This window comes from Staphylococcus sp. HMSC061G12 (assembly GCF_001838465.1).
Classification (GTDB): Bacteria; Bacillota; Bacilli; order Staphylococcales; family Staphylococcaceae; genus Staphylococcus; species Staphylococcus simulans.
Genome location: NZ_KV837127.1, coordinates 74,365 through 91,451, shown reverse-complemented (window position 1 = coordinate 91,451; position 17,087 = coordinate 74,365). Strand labels below are relative to the sequence as shown.

Below are 17,087 nucleotides of genomic sequence, written 5' to 3'. Positions count from 1 at the left end.
AAGAACCAGGCACACCTGAAAAACCGGAAGTTCCAACAACACCAGAGGAACCAACTGCACCAGCTGTTACTCCAGCTCCAAGCGTGGAACAACCAGCAGTTGAAAAACAAGAAAAGTCTTCTGAAGAAGCAAGTTCTAAAGAGAAGAAAGAAGCTTTACCAGACACAGGTGAAACAGAAAGCACAAATAACGCGCCATTATTCGGTGGATTATTTGCAGCTCTAGGTTCAATCTTGTTATTCGGTAGACGTCGTAAAGACAATAAAGATAAACAATAAGTTTAACTAAAAAAATCTATCAATGATTTTTGGAACACATCTCATTTGAGGTGTGTTCTTTTTTTATACATAATGAAAGTAATAGGAATTAAAAGAAATTATTGAATTTGCAGCGTTTAAATAAATAAAAAGAAGAAAAGGTGATTTAATGACGAAAATGAGTGATTATCAATCTCCAATAGGAACATTAACGCTTGTAAGCGAAGATGATGTATTGACAGGTATTTATTACGAAGGACAAATTAATAAAGAAGATCCAAATATAGATAAAGTGGCATTAACCTCAGTGCCAGTTTTTAACCAAGTCAGTGATTGGTTAGATCGTTATTTTAAAGGGGAAAATCCAGAAATTAATTTTAAGTATCATGCTTCTGGTACTGAATTCAGAGAACAGGTATGGAATGAGCTTGTTAAAATTCCTTACGGTGAATTAGTAACGTATGGAGATATAGCACGTAAAATTGCACAGTTAAGAGGTAAGAAAAAAATGTCTGCACAAGCAGTTGGTGGAGCAGTAGGCAGTAATCCGATTTCTATTATTATCCCTTGCCACCGTGTGGTAGGCCACCATAACAAACTGACTGGATATGGTGGCGGATTAGATAGGAAACGTTATTTATTAGAATGTGAACATCATGACTTAAATCAATTTACGACTTAAATTTCTAAACATTGGTGTAAGAATTGCTCTGCTTGTTGGTATATTGTTTTAATATTACTATTAAACGAACGATCAAAATCGTGTTCATCACTATCGAGTGTAATTAATGTGGAATTAGGAATATATTGTTTCAACCGTTCGCTTTCACTAAAAGGGACGTCAATATCTTTTGAAGCATGCGCAATAAAAACGGGAGGCAATTGTTTTAAAGCACGTGCACTTAAATTTAATTCAGTTTTTTCAGCATCTTGAATACCGACAAATTCATACCACTGTCCGATGCCTCTTGTATATAAATAGAGTGGATAACGAAACTGAATCGGTCCTTCTGTAATCGGTTGTGATTGAACCATCATATCAATCATAGCTGGGTTCAGATGGGCCGTTTTCTTTTGGAATTCACTGTGCGGTAATTTGAATTCAGGCAAGTCCACTTTTGCATAACCATAAAAATCAATGACACCTTTAACAGTACGTTGAGATGCGATTTGCAAAGCTAAATAACCTCCGGAAGATCGTCTGAAAGTAAAGAGTGGCAAATCAGTATATATTTTATTGATGTTATCAAATACTAAAAAAGCATCATTTAAAATAGTGCCGATATTGGATTCGGGTGCTAACCGATAGGGTGCTTCCACTAAATGAAAATGTTGTGTCAGTATTTGAATTGCTTCATCAGATAAATCGCGAGGTGAACCCGCAATTAAACCACCACCATGATAATAGATGATGATACCTTTCGGTTGTTGTGAAAGGTGCGTACGTATATGAAGTTGGAAATTATCAGGTGTTTGTATGGTATGTGTTTGTGTATCTATTAGAATCACTACTTTCTGCTTGAATAAGTCACTACAAATGACTTGTTAATAGTTTAAGCTTTTTTGAATAGAAAAACGAATCATAAATATATAAATAAGAGGGAATGACACACATGTTCATTCCCTCTTATTCATTAGCTATATTATTGAATGGATGCGCCAAGTAATCCGAATCCGATTGAAATAATGACTAATGCAACACCAAAAATAATAGAAACTTTTCCTGATAACTTACAAGTTTTATACAGTAAAACACTCAATAAATAACCAGAAAGTAAAGTCTGTAAGTTAAATACGCTAAGTACTTTATTACCTGGAGCAAATATATTCAAGCTTGTGATCGAAATTTTCACAATATCTAAACCAACAATCACTTGAATCACTAAGACAATCAGTGCTACTAATGAGCTGATTAACAGCGCAAATAATGTTCCCGCAAAAATGCTTTTCTTTTTCACATTAGATTTGAAAATACGCGCAATTGCCCAAACGATTAAAAATGCGATAAGTAAATAGAAAAGTTGTGAGAAGAGGCCTCCAATAACAGTGACTGGTCCCATAAACGATCTAGCTTGTTCAACTTGTGCTTGATTCATATTTGGATTGGTTTGTTTCATGAGTTCTGTCCAATCACTAAAAGCGAAAGTCAACCATAGTGAACCAATAACTACGACAATCCAAATAATTAAATTAAGTATCCATTTTGGACGTTCTCTGAATTTGCTAAAGGAATCCCCTAGCAGTAAGTTAGAATTTTCCATATGCTACTCCTTATGTAAGATTTATTAAGAGCGTATCATAGTCATTAATTTTAATAAATGGTTTTTCTAAAAATGATAAAATTTTTTATTGATGTTTTAATCATTTGATTTCATTGTTAATGAGCGTTGCTTAAATTAGTAGACAACTTTAAAGATTATAAATATCTAACTTTATTAATGTAAAGGTATTCATTTATTTTTAAGTTGTGATATTATGCAATTGTGAGTTTAAAATTAATCGTTAGGAGAGAGAATTAGTGTGAAAAAGAAAATGACATGGATAATTTTAATCATTGCGGCAATTCTACTATTATTTATTATCGCAATCATTGTTAAAAATGCTGGAGGCACATCAAATAAGGAAAATACATATAGTGTCTATAAAGCTAAAAAAGAAAGTCCGCTAACTATGCAAGGTAAAGCTTCTCCGGAAACAGTGAAGTCTTACCAAAATAATTCAACTATCGGTACATATATCAATACCACTGTTTCAAATGGTCAAGATGTTGAAAAAGGTCAACAAATTATCAGCTATGATACGAGCCAGAATCAACGTCAAAGCTTACTTGATAAAGTGAACCAATCAGAACGTGCAAGACAAAAAGCGCAAGAAAGTGTCAATCGTGCACCAAATGATGAGCAAGCCAACGAACAACTATCAGAAGCACAAGCAAACTTAAATAAAGCGAATCAATCATTAAATCAATTTGATCAACAAATTAACGATAGCTTATTTGCGGCTTTCCCTGGAAAGATAGAAATTATGCAAGAGGATTATCCTAATGAAGGTGAAACGATTCTTCAATTAATTTCAAAAGATCCGCAAATCAAAACAACAGTAACTGAATATGATTTGAATAAAATTAAAGAAGGACAAAAAATTGAATATAAGGTCAACAGCACAGGTGACAAAGGGACAGGTGAAGTTATAAAGATATCTGAACTTCCAACAAGTTATGAAGACAGTCTGAATGAAAATGCGATGAGTGGTGCTTCTGCTGCAGGTGCTTCTGAAGAAGAAGGAGCAGGACAAGCTTCGAATCCTGTTATGAATGATGTATCAGGTAAAGACAGCTCAAACGATGCTTCGAAATATAAAGTGCTTATTGGTCATTTATCTTCTCCAGTACGTGCAGGTTTATCACTAGATGCTTCTGTCGCTACTGACAAAATTAAAATTCCTCAAAATGTATTGGACAAAGATAATACAGTTTATGTTCTAAATAAAGAAAATAAAATTGAAAAACGTAAAATCAAAGTAGAAAAGAAAGAGGGTTCTATTTACGTTAAGTCAGGATTGAAAGAAGGAGAACGTTTAGTTCAAAATCCTAAATCATCTCTAAAAGAGGGAGATAAGATTGAGGTGAAAGAATGATTAAGTTAGAAAACATCAATCGTTCTTTTAAAAACGGAGATAAAGTGAATCATATCTTAAAGGATATTTCCCTGGAAATAAAAAAGGGCGAGTTTATCGCAATTATGGGACCTTCTGGTTCAGGTAAAAGTACGTTGATTAATATCATAGGTTTCATTGATAGAGGCTATGAGGGCGAATACTTATTTAATAACAACAATTATAAAAAGAGTTCGGATAATCAATTAGCTGAAATTAGAAACCAAGTTGTAGGTTTTGTCTTTCAAAATTTTAAATTGATACAAAATAACACAGTGCTAGAAAATGTAAGTATTCCTTTAGTTTATGCAGGTATCGGAAGTCAAGAACGAAAGCAGCGTGTTTTAAATACACTGCATAATGTCGGGCTCTACGATAAAGAAAATTTTGTGCCAAATAAATTATCTGGCGGTCAACAACAACGGGTGGCAATTGCGCGTTCCATAGTGAATCAACCAAAGTTTATTATCGCAGATGAACCTACGGGTGCACTCGACTCAAAAACTTCAGAAGATATAATGGAATTATTTATACGTCTGAATCAAGAACAAGAGACAACGATGATTATGGTGACACATGATAGAGCAGTAGCTGAAAAAGCAGATCGCATCTTCCACATCTTGGATGGGCGCATTCAGGAAGAAGAGGTGATAAAATGAGTCGATTATCTAATATACTCATTGTTTCACTACGTTCAATCATGAAAAATAAGCGGCGTAATATCTTCACGATGATTGGGATTATTATTGGTATTGCGGCTGTGATTACGATCATGGCTTTAGGAAATGGATTCAAAAAGACCGCAAATGAACAGTTTTCAGATTCAGGTGCGTCTAAAGATGCTGCGCTTATTAGCTTTATGCAGTCTACGGATGCTGATATAAAAACAGAGCCTTTTGCACCTAGTGATATTCAATTAGCGGAAAGAGAAAAAGGAGTAGAAAAAGCACAGATTAAAAAAGATAAAGATCAAGCATTCACAGCTAAAGTGACGAATTCACGTAAAAATGTCAATGCAAATATTTACGTGAAGGACCAATTTAGCAATGTAGATGAAGGTCACGGTTTTAATCAAGGTGATAATGCGATTGAAAACAAAGTTGTAACCATTGATAAGAAATTAGCTGAGGATTTATTTGATAAACCTAAAAAAGCAGTTGGACAATCACTATTTATTAATGGACAAGGATTTAAGATTGTCGGTATAACCACGGGTGATGGCTTTGAAAATAATGTCGTACATATGCCGACACAAACGCTTGAACATTATTTACCCAATCTAACGCAAGATTTTGCACAGTTAGAAGTTAAGATCGAAGATGGTCATAACAAAAAAGAAGTAGGTGAACGTGTCGCAAAGGTGTTATCGAAAAAAGGAAGCGGCCAAGCAGCAGGTAGTTATCAATATTCAGATATGGAAGAAATGATGAAAGGCATCAGTAAAATATTTGATGGAATTACGTACTTTGTAGCAGCAGTCGCAGGTATATCTCTATTCATTGCAGGTATTGGTGTGATGAATGTGATGTACATTTCCGTTGCGGAGCGTTCAGAAGAAATCGCAATACGTCGCGCGTTCGGTGCTAAAGCAAGAGATATTGAGATACAATTCTTAGTTGAAAGTGTCGTACTTTGTTTAATAGGTGGCATTATCGGATTGTTATTAGGTATCGGAATTGCTTCGCTTGTCGATGTAGTCACACCTGATTATATCAAGAGTGCTGTAAGCTTAGGATCTGTTTTACTCGCAGTGGGTGTATCAACTTTAATTGGTATTATATTCGGTTGGATACCAGCACGTGCAGCAGCTAAAAAAGAATTGATTGATATTATTAAATAAAAAGAAAGCAGACCGAGAGTTGAAAAGTTCTCTGGTCTGATTTTCTGGATATATAGCACTTCAGCAGTTGATATTATAAAATAGTGGTATATGTGAAAAGAAAGAAATTGTAAAAAGAGAAGGGGCACAAACATGGATATTAAACAAATGGGATATTTTATTGCAGTTGTACAACATGGCGGTATGACAAATGCCTCTAAAGAACTTTATATTGCACAGCCCACAATCAGCAAAGCAATCAAAGATTTAGAAAACGAACTGGGCAGTGCGTTATTTGATCGTAGTAAACGTCATTTAACTTTGACAGACAGCGGAGAGATTTTCTATAAGAAATCATTGGAAATTATGAATTTGTTTGAGAACCTGCCTAAAGAAGTGAATCAGTTAAAGGGACTTGAAGCGGGTCATATCAGTATTGGATTATCAGCTGTCATGAACATGAATAAATTCATTGATACACTAGGTAATTTCCATCAAATGTATCCAAATATTACGTACAATTTGGTAGAGAATGGCGGGAAGGCATTAGAATCTCAAATCATCAATAATGAAATTGACATTGGCATTACAACTTTGCCTGTAGACAGTGCTATCTTTGAATCTATTCCACTTTATACAGAGGATATTTTGTTGGTTGTTAGTGAAACACATCCATTCGCTGGACGTGAAATGGTAGAAATGCATGAGTTAGCAAATGAAGATTTTATATTGTTTAATGAAGATTTCTATTTAAACGATAAAATTATTGAAACAGCTAAACGTTCTGGTTTTGTGCCTAAGACTATTTCCAAAATTTCGCAATGGAACTTTATCGAAAACTTATTAACAGCTGGATTAGGAGTCAGTATCCTACCAGAAAACATTGTGAAAATGCTGCGTGGGCCTATTCATAGTGCGAAAATTAATGATGCTTCTATGAGATGGCAACTAGGTGTGATTTGGAAAAAAGAAAAGTATATCAACTATGCGACAAGAGAATATATTGATTACATGAAATCGTCATTAACTATATAAAACTAGACAAAGGACGTCACTTTTTGCGACAGCATAAGGGCGTCCTATTTTTATTAGATTGTAATATACCTAAAGGGGGTATATGATAAATGTGGGAGTAAAGAAAGGGTGAAAGGTATGTTAAAAAGAATCGGAATGGTTTTGTTAACGTCGTCTCTGATACTTACCGCTTGTTCAAATGATCAAGAGGACACACAAACCTCAAGTCAAAATGCTCAAAATACAACACAAGATAAACAGACTTCAAAAGAGGGAGAACATCACATGGGGCATCATCATGGTCAAATGCCTGAACATATGCATCATGCACGTCACAGTCAGTTTGATGAGGGGGATGATGTTAGATTAAAAGAAGGCCACATGCCAGGCATGATGAATGCTGACGGTAAAGTTAAAGGCGCTTATAATACATGTGTGTACGAAGTCAGCTATCAACCAACTGATGGCGGTAAAAAAGTTTCTCATCACAAATGGGTCGTGAATGAGGAAATAGAAAATGCACCGAAAGAAGGTTTCAAAAAAGGGGACACTGTTACTTTGAAAGCGAATCATATGAAGGGTATGAAAGGTGCGAAAGCAACAATCGATAAAGTAGAAAAAACAACAGTTTATACAGTGGACTATAAAGATAATGATAATGGCAAGATGGTTAAGAATCATATGTGGATGACTGAAGATGAATTGTCACCAAGATAAGTAAAGTTCACTAAAATGTCATAATGGGGTATAAAGCGAATGTTTAAAAGGTTGCACAGATCATACAATTATATTTAACGGTATTTTCAATGCTTTCATTTCTAAAGCAAGACAGTTGTTCGGTAAAATGAACAGCTGTTTTTGTGTGCTTTCAAATTTATTGTTAAGACTGTCAGAAAGGGGTATATACTTTATGGAACAAGATTGATGGTAACAAAAGTTCGTATTTGGAAGAAAAGTAATCGATGTTATCGCTTTCATAGAAAAAAGTAATAGGTAGTATCTAAAATCGATATTTTTATTATACACAGAATTGTCATAGAATAAGGAATGTAAGTCAAAAGAATGTGTATAAATAGTGATGGACACTAGATTCAGACACCAGAATCGATTTGGAAATGACCATTTATACGCTTATTTTTAAGGAAAGGTGTTAGCTTATGACATCGAAGGTTTTAAAGATTATCTTCCAAATTATCTTGATTATGGGCATCACGTATTTAGGCAACACCCTTCAGCACCTTTTGCATATTCCATTAGCTGGAAGTATCGTCGGCCTAGGACTCTTTTTCCTACTATTACAATTTAAAATTATACCTGTCAAATGGGTCGAAGCGGGTTCCAACTTCTTGCTAACAACGATGGTGTTTTTCTTTATCCCTTCCGTCGTTGGTGTAATGGATATCATAGGTGACATACACCTCAACTTTATTTTGTTCTTCGGCGTCATCATTCTCGGAACAATAGCTGTCGCTTACGTCTCTGGGCTAATTGCTGAGAAGATGGCCAGAAGACAACATGGTGGTAAGGGGAGTCACACATCATGATTATTTTAAAAGACATCATAATGATAGTACTGACAGTGGTTATGTATCTTGCAGCGAAGAAGCTGCACAAGAGATTTCCTAGCCCATTCTTAAATCCAGCCCTAGTTGCTTCAATTGGAATTATAATCGTGTTATTGTTGTTCCGTCAGAATTATAATTCTTACATGGCAGGCGGCCATTTAATTAATTACTTGCTGAGCTGTACGGTTGTTTGCTTAGCTTATCCGCTTTATATCAATCGCCATAAAATATTTGAAAACTTCAATATTATTTTTACAAGCGTATTGACTGGCGTATTACTCAATTTTGTGTTAGTTTATTCGTCGTTGAAGATTTTAGGCTTCAATAAAGAAGAAATTGTCACATTATTACCGCGTTCCATCACAGCAGCGGTTGGTATCCAAGTATCTCACCAAATGGGCGGTGCAGATACAATTACAGTACTATTTATTATTACCACTGGCTTAATCGGCAGTATGCTCGGCTCATTGCTGTTGCGTATGGGGAACTTTAGAACTTCCATTGCAAAAGGGCTTGCATTTGGAAATGCATCACATGCGTTCGGAACAGCAAAAGCCTTAGAATTAGATTTAGAATCAGGTGCATTCAGTTCAATTGGTATGATTCTGACTGCAGTCATCAGTTCAGTGTTGTTACCAATCCTGATTATTCTTTTTTATTAGCATTAGAATATATAGACACACTTTGCATAACGCAGCATCAAACACTAACTAAAGGGTAGTTTGAATACAGTTACTTTTTTAATGAATAGAAAGGGGCTATTTTTAAAATGGCAAAAATTAAAGCAAATCAAGCACTTGTAGAAGCTTTACTACAATGGGATATTGATCACTTATATGGTATCCCAGGCGACTCTATCGACGCAGTAGTTGATAGTTTACGTACAGTAAGTGAACAAATTAAATTCTATCATGTTCGTCATGAAGAAGTAGGAAGCTTAGCAGCTTCAGCTTACACAAAACTTACTGGTAAAATCGGCGTATCATTAGCAATCGGTGGTCCAGGTGCGATTCACTTATTAAATGGTATGTATGACGCTAAAATGGATGGCGTTCCTCAATTAGTGCTAGTAGGTCAATCTAATAGTACTGTACTTGGTACTAAAGCTTTCCAAGAAACAAACTTATTATCATTATGTGAAGATGTTTCAGTATACAACCGTCAAATCTCAGAAAAAGATGACGATATCTTTGGTATCGTAAACGAAGCTATTAAAACAGCTTACGAGAAAAAAGGTGTGGCAACTTTAATCTTGCCTAACAACTTATTAACTAACAAAGTTAAAGATACAACTAATAAAGTTGTAAACAAAAAACGCCCAACAATTCCAGCACCAAACACAGCTAAAATTAAAAAAGCTGCAAAATTAATTAATAAAGCTAAAAAACCTGTAATGTTAATGGGTACTGGTGCAAAACATGCTGGACCTGAAGTAGAAGCTTTAATCAATAAAGCACAAATCCCTACAATCATCACTTTACCAGCTAAAACAATCATTCCAGATGACCACCCATATAACTTAGGTAACATCGGTAAAATCGGTACAAAACCTGCATATCAAGCAATGCAAAATGCTGACTTATTAATCATGGTAGGTACAAACTATCCATATGTTGACTACCTTCCTAAGAAAAATATCAAAGCCGTTCAAATCGACATTGATCCAAGTGCAATCGGTCACCGTTTCAAAGTAAATGCTGGAATTATCGGTGACGCTAAAATCGCGTTAACTGAATTAACAAACCTTGTTAAACCAGTTAAAAACCGTAAATTCTTAAAAGAAGCATTAGATAACATGGCTACTTGGAAAGAATGGATGGAAAAAGACCTTAACAATGATTCTTATCCAATCCGTCCAGAACACTTGATGCAAGCTATCAACAGAGAAGCAGACAATGACGCTGTATTCTCAATTGATGTTGGTACTTCAACAGTATGGTCAACACGTTACCTAAACCTTAAACCAAGCAACGAATTCATTATCTCAAGCTGGTTAGGTACAATGGGTTGCGCGTTACCAGGTGCAATTGCATCTAACGTAGCATTCCCTAACCGTCAAGTTATCGGTATCGCTGGTGACGGTGGTTTCCAAATGGTAATGCAAGACTTCGCAACAGCTGTTCAATATAACATGCCAATGGTTATCTTCGTATTGAACAACAAACAATTAGCGTTCATCAAATACGAACAACAAGCAGCTGGTGAATTAGAATATGCAATCGACTTCTCAGATATGGATGTTGCTAAATTCGCTGAAGCATGCGGCGGTGCTGGTTACACATTAGAAGATCCAGCAGACATCGATACTGTTGTTGAAGCTGCATTAAATGAAAACAGACCAACAATCGTAAACGTACATGTTGATGCGAACGCTGCACCACTTCCAGGTAAAATCGTACCGGATGAAGCAATCAACTATGCTAAATGGGCATACAGATCTATTACTGAAGATAAAAAATTAGACTTTGATGAAATCCCACCACTTTCAGTAGCAGCTAAACGTTTCTTATAATATTTAAGAAATGAACTGAATACTCGATTTCGACGAGTAGTGCATTTTGCATTACTCGTCTTTTTTTACATCGAATTAATATTGAAATATTCTGTCAACTCCACTATACTCTAGTTATTCATGAAAAAATACATAGAGCGAAAGCAGGCGATACATGTGGACTTTTTTTATTTTCCAGTAGATGAAGACATAAAGTTAGCACAACCTGAAACATTCATGGCTGAACCTTTATTTCAAGTGATTAAACAAGATAGAGCATTTCTTTCAACGTATTTACCGTTCATTGATCATACCTTAACGGTGGAAGATGAACTCAACTTCATTAAGTTAATGTTGAAGAAACAGGCTGCAGGTGAACATCGCCTTTTTGTGATTTACTATCGAGACCAAGTAGTTGGTACTATTGATATACAGCAAATTGATTTAGAAAATAAAAAAGCTTTTGTAGGATATTGGTTGCAGAGTAAGTATAATGGTTTAGGAATCATTGCCCGTTGCCTACATAAAATCTGTGATTTCGCATTCAATACTTTGGATTTAAATAAGTTATCGCTGCACATCAACACTAAAAATAAAGCCAGTCAAAAAGTCGCAGAACGTGCAAACTTCCGTTTTGTTGGAACGGATAAAGATGAGTCATTTGAACGTGGACAATTTGAAGACTTTCATAGATACGCTTTGCTGAAACATGAATTCAATACAGAAACTTCATTGTAAATTAAGATAACACTTATCAACTTTATAAAAACGTTGTTATACTGATGTTATAAAGAAAGATAGGAGTTGTCGGTGTTGAGCGAACGTAAATTAGTGGCAGAAACAGAAATTGAAGTAAACGGCTATGATATTGATGCGATGGGTATCGTCAGCAATATTGTCTATGTCCGTTGGTTTGAAGATTTAAGAACAATATTTGTAAATAAGCATCTAACCCCTTCTGAAATGTTGAAACAAAATATTTCACCTATACTTATGCATACTGAAATTGATTATAAGATACCACTTACTATTCACGACAAACCCGTTGGCAAATGCTGGTTAACGAAAATCAGTCGTTTAAAATGGGTGTTTGAATTTGAAATCAGTACAGGTAATCAAATCCATTGCCAAGGTATGCAGTATGGCGGGTTCTACAATATTGTTGAACAAAAAGTAGTACCAGTACCTGATGCATTCAGAGTTTTATAAGCTACATTAAATCTTCGGAAAATGAATGTTTTTCGAAGATTTTCATATACATAGAAAGAGGATTGATAGTCATGACTGAACATCCGCATTTAAAAGCTATAAAAGCAGCATTTCCTCAAACAATTCCAATTTTCGCAGGTTTTTCATTTATTGGTATTGCTTACGGTATTTATATGCATTCATTAGGATTCCCGCCAATTTATGCGATGCTGATGAGTTTGTTGATTTTTGCAGGATCCATGGAATTTGTGGCCGGAAGTTTATTATTAGTTCCATTTAATCCATTAAGTGTCTTCGTATTGACACTTATGCTGAATTCCAGACACTTATTTTATGGTATTTCCATGTTGGACCGATTTAAAGGGACAGGAAAATATAAGCCATACTTAATTTTTGGGATGTGTGATGAAACATTCGTAATTAATAATATGGCGAATGTACCTAAAAATGTCGATAAGACCTTATTTATGTTCTATGTCACATTATTAAATCAATTTTATTGGTTTTTCGGTACGACAATCGGAAGTCTGTTCGGTGTCTTTATTAAGTTTGATACAAAAGGCTTAGATTTTGTGATGGTCGCTCTTTTCGTTGTAATCTTTTTAGAGTCTTGGTTGAAAGAAAAGAATCATGTAAGTTCATTAATTGGGTTGGCTATCCCTATAGTTTGTTTGGTCATCTTCGGACCTAATCAATTTATCTTACCTTCAATGATTTTAATTGTGCTCGCATTGACTATCCTCAGAGGATATTTCGCAAGAAAGGGTGTGGTTTAATATGACCTTAACCCAACAAATTTTAACGATTGCGGTTGTTGTGATTGGAACGATGTTGACACGCTTCTTGCCGTTTTTAATCTTTTCTAAAGATAAAGAAACACCAAAGTTTGTACAATATTTAGGCGCTGTACTTCCTGCAGCGGTATTTGGTTTCTTAGTCGTTTATGCGTTACGTAAAACGCCTATCTTAACTGGCAATCATGGGTTGCCAGAGTTGATGGCGATTTTAGTGATTATTATCTTGCATGTGATTAAACGTAATATGTTGATTTCAATTGCGGGTGGTACAATCGCTTATATGATATTAGTTCAATTTGTATTTTAAAAAGCAATCCTTACATTTACTTATTTTTAAAGTGAAACGTAAGGATTGCTTTATTTTAGATGTAGGTAAGGAATTGTTATGGTAAGAAAAGTTTTGAATACTATCGCAACTGTTGTTCTTCAAAGTGATTAAGTTTCCAAATAATCACAGATACTAACCAAAACAATAAGAATACGCCAACGAGCAGATAACCTAAATGATTAAATTCAATTGATGCAACTTCATCCCAAAAAGGACTGTGCAATTTAAAATGTTCGCCAATCATTTGTAGTATTTCTACAGTACCGATTATCAACGCAGCTATGACGGAGATGGCGGTAATGGTAATATTGTAATAAATTTTACGAACTGGTTTTAGAAATGCCCAGTGATAAGCAGACTTCATGAGCGCGCCATCTAGTGTATCTAATAAACTCATGCCTGCCGCAAATAATAATGGAAGTGCGATAATGCCAGCAAAAGGCAATGACTGTTCAGCAGCTCCAGATGATAATGCAAGCAAAGCAATCTCACTTGCAGTATCAAAGCCTAATCCAAATAGGAAACCTAATGGTAAAACGTGCCAACTTCTGTTGATGAATTTAAAATAAGGACCAACAAATCGTTGAATAAGCCCTCTAGAAGCTAACAATTGATCCAGTTCATCGTCAGAAACTTGTTCAAAGCGTAAACGCATAAATAAACGAATCAATGACACTAAGATAATTAAGTTCAAAATACCAATTAGTAGTAGAAACAGACCAGAAACCATCGTTCCGATGATTCCACCAATAGCTTGAATGAGGGGCATCTGTCGCTGTGCCCATGAAACTGAAACACCTAATAAAAGTGCCATGATAAAAACTACGCTGGAATGGCCGATAGAAAAATAGAAGCCAACACCTGACGGATTTTGTTTTTCTTGCATCAGTTTGCGAACTGTATTATCAATAGCTGCAATGTGGTCAGCATCAAATGCATGACGTAAACCTAGTGTATATGCTAAGATACCCATTCCGAATAAAATAGGGTGTGTATGTGCACCCATCCATAAACAAGTAACACCTATCAGGTGCAATAATATAATAATGATTAAATAAGGAAGCATATCTTTAATATGAGTAGTCCTGATGTTCAATAGCGTCATCTGCTTTCTGTATTTTATAATTTAGTCAATATAATAAATTAACTATGAAAGAACTCTATTATTTTAATACGAATAAACAAGTAAGTAAATAACTAAAAGAGAATGGAGCTATTGTATTGAAAAAGTGATTTTCAAGTCTGCATAGGGTAAGTGAAAATAAGGATATATAGTGAAAGAGAGGTTTTTATCTGTGTCAGATATTGATTATATTTCATCTTTTGATGGTGTGAATCTCTACAGTAAAATTACGTTAGGTGAACAGCCAATGGCTAATTTGATTATTGTACAAGGATTGTCAGAAGAATTAGATGACTATGATGGTGTGGCTTCAACATTTAATGAATATGATTATAATGTCATTCGTTATGATCAACGAGGTCATGGTAAAACTCCTGGTGACAAAAATCTTTATGAACATGTAGATATCGTCGTAGAAGATTTAAAGGCTGTTGTAGATTATGTTAAAGCACAATTGACAGGAAAAATATTTATTTTAGGCCATGGTGTAGGCGGTACAATAGCGACATTATTTGGTATACGTTATCCGAATGCAGTGCACGGTTATATTTCTGCAGGTGGTTTGTCTCCAACGGGGCAACCTGTCTTTCGTGATGATGTGGTGGATCATTCAGCAGAAATAGAAAATCAGGATGAAGAAGCGGATATTGAGAAACATAAAAGAATTAAAGCATTTAGAGAAGCGGTCCGAGATATGGATATCGAATTTTCTAAGTTTGAAGACAAAGTGTTGATTATGCATGGTGGCAGTGACCGCATTGTAAGTTCTGATGATGCAATCCAATTCTTCAAAGAAGCTAAAACCACACATAAATCATTAAGAATTTATGACGGGTTAGATCATGAGTTATTAAATGTAAGTTCATATCGCGGTATGTTATTATCAGATATTGTAAATTGGTTAGATTTTGAATTATCTATGGAGAACATTGATAAGTAAGCACACCAAGAATAAACAACAATTCAACTGATTCAAGGAGTTTGAAAGAAAATGAAGAAAACACAACCGACCTTACATGATATTGCGAGAATTTCTGGCTTGTCGATTGCGACGGTCAATCAAATATTAGAAGATAAAAAGCATGTTTCTAATGATCAAGCACGTGCACGTGTAGTGGAAGCATTAGAAATGTTAGGCTATGAACCGAGTCGATATATTCAATCTATACGCGGAGAAAGTATTAAAACAATCGCATTTATTATACCGAGACACGATGCTTATTATGCCTCTGTCATTGATGCGATTGAGCATCAACAAGGTTCAGAGTCTATTCGAATTATTGCGATGGCATCTAATGAACAAGTACAACGTCAAGATGAACTGATAGATTGGTTTGTATCACAACAAGTAGATGGTATTATTGTTTCGCCAGTTTCAGCACAAATGCGTATTTCAAAACGTTGGAGAGACATTCCAATGGTAATTATTGATAATCAAATTGAGGATGAACAGATACCTTACATTGGGTTAAATCATGAAGATACAGCCTATCAAGCTGCTGAACATTTATTGAAACAAAACCATCAATCAATCGCTTTAATTTTAGGTAATCCTGCTTCCAGTGCAACAGCTGATACAAGAATGGGATATAAAGCAGCATTAGAAGATTTTGAACAACAAATGGATGAACGACTAATTTCATATCAATATACTGATTTAAGTTTACAAGCTACAGAAAAATACGGCTATGACACCGTCCAGCAACTCTTTGCGCAATCAAATCATCCAACTGCATTGATTGCTTCGAATCATGCGATGTTGTCTGGTATTTTACAAGCACTTAAAACAAAGGAATTAAAAGTGCCTGAAGATGTTGCAATTGTTACATTAGAAGAGAATAGTTGGAATAAAGTACATTATCCATCATTAACCGCTGTAGGTATCCATGCTGAAACTATCGGCGCATCAATTTTTGCACGCTTAAAACAATTTTTTGAAGGAGAAAGTGAACAAATTCAATCGGATTGGTTAATGGCACAGTTAAATGTCAGAGACTCTAGTGTGCACTCATCTAAAAATGAATAAAAAATAAACAGACTTAGAAACAATGTCTTAAAGAAAGGGAGAAAAGACAGGTTTCTAAGTCTGTTTTTTTAGGGATTTTAGAAATGATATACTAGGGATTTTTCAATCAAACGTCATCTCGGTTTGGGACAACTGAACGTGCATTTTGTCTGCATACGTGAATAAGGGCAATAGTAGAGACAACAATACTCATAATAATGGCTATGACAGCACCCGATTCTGGATGGTCAACGTGTCCTGTTTCTGGCAAGTCAGCGTATGATGCGGTTTCACCCTGATAGTGTGAGCCTGCATCTTCACTTTTTGAAGTTGTTGCTGATGCTTGATGCGCATAGGTTTGTCCTGCTGTTGCTTTTGAGGTTGTGGACTCAGTATCTGCTTCTTTACGATTTCTTTCTGCATCTGCGACATTTGTCTTTGAAACATTTTCTGCAAGGGAAGGATCGGGTTCAACATCAGCAGCTTGAGCCACATCAGTTGGATGCGATGTAGGGATAAATGTTTCAGTTGTTTGAGCAGTATCAGTATTTTCGACCAAAGCGGATAATTCAGCGGACTGTTCATTTGCGTAATCATGACTTTCAGCAGCATTCATCACTCCAGGCATATTAAAGAATAGTAAACCGCTTAAAGCTAGCGTAGAAACATGAAGCAAGCTTTTCTTTTTACTTAACTTCATAGGCATGAAAACAACACTCCTATTTCAAAATGAAAGTGTCATGTCATCCATGGTGTTATGAGTATGAGGTATAAACTGTCGGATGAAACAGACAAAACGACAACGAAGAAAATTGATATACACAT

The 17,087-nt window shown here is 35.3% G+C and carries 20 protein-coding genes; 16 read left to right on the top strand and 4 right to left on the bottom strand.

The window, feature by feature from the left end; all coding sequences use genetic code 11:
- Both HMPREF2937_RS08725 and HMPREF2937_RS08720 read left to right on the top strand, forming a co-directional pair.
- Positions 1–278: LPXTG cell wall anchor domain-containing protein (locus tag HMPREF2937_RS08725; protein WP_142351425.1), on the top strand; the 278-nt coding region annotated here is incomplete at its 5' end.
- A 148-nt stretch (positions 279–426) separates the two neighbouring features.
- The gene (locus tag HMPREF2937_RS08720) at positions 427–939 is read left to right on the top strand and encodes a methylated-DNA--[protein]-cysteine S-methyltransferase (RefSeq protein WP_057510009.1); all 513 of its coding nucleotides are present in this window, start codon (positions 427–429) and stop codon (positions 937–939) included.
- Here HMPREF2937_RS08720 and HMPREF2937_RS08715 read toward each other — a convergent pair.
- Together HMPREF2937_RS08715 and HMPREF2937_RS08710 are read right to left on the bottom strand one after the other, a co-directional pair.
- Entirely contained in the window at positions 936–1,766 is an 831-nt protein-coding gene (locus tag HMPREF2937_RS08715; protein ID WP_070864402.1) for an alpha/beta hydrolase, read from the bottom strand. The two genes, HMPREF2937_RS08720 and HMPREF2937_RS08715, sit on opposite strands and share 4 nt — an antisense overlap.
- A gap of 134 nt (positions 1,767–1,900) precedes the next feature.
- Entirely contained in the window at positions 1,901–2,518 is a 618-nt protein-coding gene (locus HMPREF2937_RS08710) for a YIP1 family protein (RefSeq protein WP_070864401.1), read from the bottom strand.
- Positions 2,519–2,777: 259 nt separating this feature from the next.
- Between HMPREF2937_RS08710 and HMPREF2937_RS08705 the strand changes: the two genes are divergently transcribed.
- From HMPREF2937_RS08705 to HMPREF2937_RS08650, 12 genes are all read left to right on the top strand, one after another.
- Complete coding sequence (locus HMPREF2937_RS08705) at positions 2,778–3,893, top strand: efflux RND transporter periplasmic adaptor subunit (protein WP_023015113.1); 1,116 nt, start codon at positions 2,778–2,780, stop codon at positions 3,891–3,893.
- On the top strand, positions 3,890–4,570 hold the full coding sequence (locus HMPREF2937_RS08700; protein ID WP_002479832.1) for an ABC transporter ATP-binding protein: 681 nt from the start codon (positions 3,890–3,892) through the stop codon (positions 4,568–4,570). Before HMPREF2937_RS08705 ends, HMPREF2937_RS08700 begins: the two co-directional genes overlap by 4 nt.
- Positions 4,567–5,751 (top strand): ABC transporter permease, encoded by a 1,185-nt coding sequence (locus HMPREF2937_RS08695; RefSeq protein WP_070864400.1) that lies wholly within the window; start codon positions 4,567–4,569, stop codon positions 5,749–5,751. The genes HMPREF2937_RS08700 and HMPREF2937_RS08695 overlap by 4 nt, the downstream gene beginning before the upstream one ends.
- Positions 5,752–5,883: 132 nt before the next feature.
- Positions 5,884–6,765, top strand: coding sequence for a cidABC operon transcriptional activator CidR (locus HMPREF2937_RS08690; RefSeq protein ID WP_002479830.1), 882 nt, complete (start codon positions 5,884–5,886; stop codon positions 6,763–6,765).
- A 117-nt stretch (positions 6,766–6,882) separates the two neighbouring features.
- Positions 6,883–7,461, top strand: a complete 579-nt coding sequence (locus HMPREF2937_RS08685; RefSeq protein ID WP_070864404.1) for a YdhK family protein — start codon at positions 6,883–6,885, stop codon at positions 7,459–7,461.
- 440 nt (positions 7,462–7,901) lie between these two features.
- Positions 7,902–8,288, top strand: a complete 387-nt coding sequence (locus tag HMPREF2937_RS08680; protein ID WP_002479828.1) for a CidA/LrgA family protein — start codon at positions 7,902–7,904, stop codon at positions 8,286–8,288.
- Positions 8,285–8,971, top strand: a complete 687-nt coding sequence (locus HMPREF2937_RS08675; RefSeq protein ID WP_002479827.1) for an LrgB family protein — start codon at positions 8,285–8,287, stop codon at positions 8,969–8,971. The genes HMPREF2937_RS08680 and HMPREF2937_RS08675 overlap by 4 nt, the downstream gene beginning before the upstream one ends.
- 107 nt (positions 8,972–9,078) lie before the next feature.
- On the top strand, positions 9,079–10,821 hold the full coding sequence (locus HMPREF2937_RS08670) for a pyruvate oxidase (protein ID WP_002479826.1): 1,743 nt from the start codon (positions 9,079–9,081) through the stop codon (positions 10,819–10,821).
- A 156-nt stretch (positions 10,822–10,977) separates the two neighbouring features.
- Positions 10,978–11,538, top strand: coding sequence for a GNAT family N-acetyltransferase (locus HMPREF2937_RS08665; protein WP_070864399.1), 561 nt, complete (start codon positions 10,978–10,980; stop codon positions 11,536–11,538).
- Positions 11,539–11,610: 72 nt separating this feature from the next.
- On the top strand, positions 11,611–12,009 hold the full coding sequence (locus tag HMPREF2937_RS08660; RefSeq protein WP_037557637.1) for an acyl-CoA thioesterase: 399 nt from the start codon (positions 11,611–11,613) through the stop codon (positions 12,007–12,009).
- Positions 12,010–12,080: 71 nt separating this feature from the next.
- Positions 12,081–12,785 carry an AzlC family ABC transporter permease gene (locus tag HMPREF2937_RS08655; protein ID WP_070864398.1) on the top strand — a complete coding sequence of 235 codons (705 nt, stop codon included), beginning with the start codon at positions 12,081–12,083 and terminating at the stop codon, positions 12,783–12,785.
- 1 nt (position 12,786) lies between these two features.
- Positions 12,787–13,113, top strand: coding sequence for a branched-chain amino acid transporter permease (locus HMPREF2937_RS08650; RefSeq protein WP_023015108.1), 327 nt, complete (start codon positions 12,787–12,789; stop codon positions 13,111–13,113).
- A gap of 100 nt (positions 13,114–13,213) precedes the next feature.
- Here the strand turns inward: HMPREF2937_RS08650 and HMPREF2937_RS08645 are convergent, their stop codons facing one another.
- On the bottom strand, positions 13,214–14,260 hold the full coding sequence (locus HMPREF2937_RS08645; RefSeq protein ID WP_083326922.1) for a HoxN/HupN/NixA family nickel/cobalt transporter: 1,047 nt from the start codon (positions 14,258–14,260) through the stop codon (positions 13,214–13,216).
- A 169-nt stretch (positions 14,261–14,429) separates the two neighbouring features.
- Between HMPREF2937_RS08645 and HMPREF2937_RS08640 the strand changes: the two genes are divergently transcribed.
- The gene (locus tag HMPREF2937_RS08640) at positions 14,430–15,197 is read left to right on the top strand and encodes an alpha/beta hydrolase (protein ID WP_002479820.1); all 768 of its coding nucleotides are present in this window, start codon (positions 14,430–14,432) and stop codon (positions 15,195–15,197) included.
- Between the two features lie 51 nt (positions 15,198–15,248).
- The gene (locus tag HMPREF2937_RS08635) at positions 15,249–16,283 is read left to right on the top strand and encodes a LacI family DNA-binding transcriptional regulator (RefSeq protein WP_070864396.1); all 1,035 of its coding nucleotides are present in this window, start codon (positions 15,249–15,251) and stop codon (positions 16,281–16,283) included.
- A 106-nt stretch (positions 16,284–16,389) separates the two neighbouring features.
- Here HMPREF2937_RS08635 and HMPREF2937_RS08630 read toward each other — a convergent pair whose 3' ends face one another.
- Positions 16,390–16,968: a prolipoprotein diacylglyceryl transferase gene (locus HMPREF2937_RS08630; RefSeq protein WP_057509998.1), complete on the bottom strand. Its 579-nt coding sequence runs from the start codon at positions 16,966–16,968 to the stop codon at positions 16,390–16,392.
- Positions 16,969–17,087 lie beyond the last annotated feature (119 nt).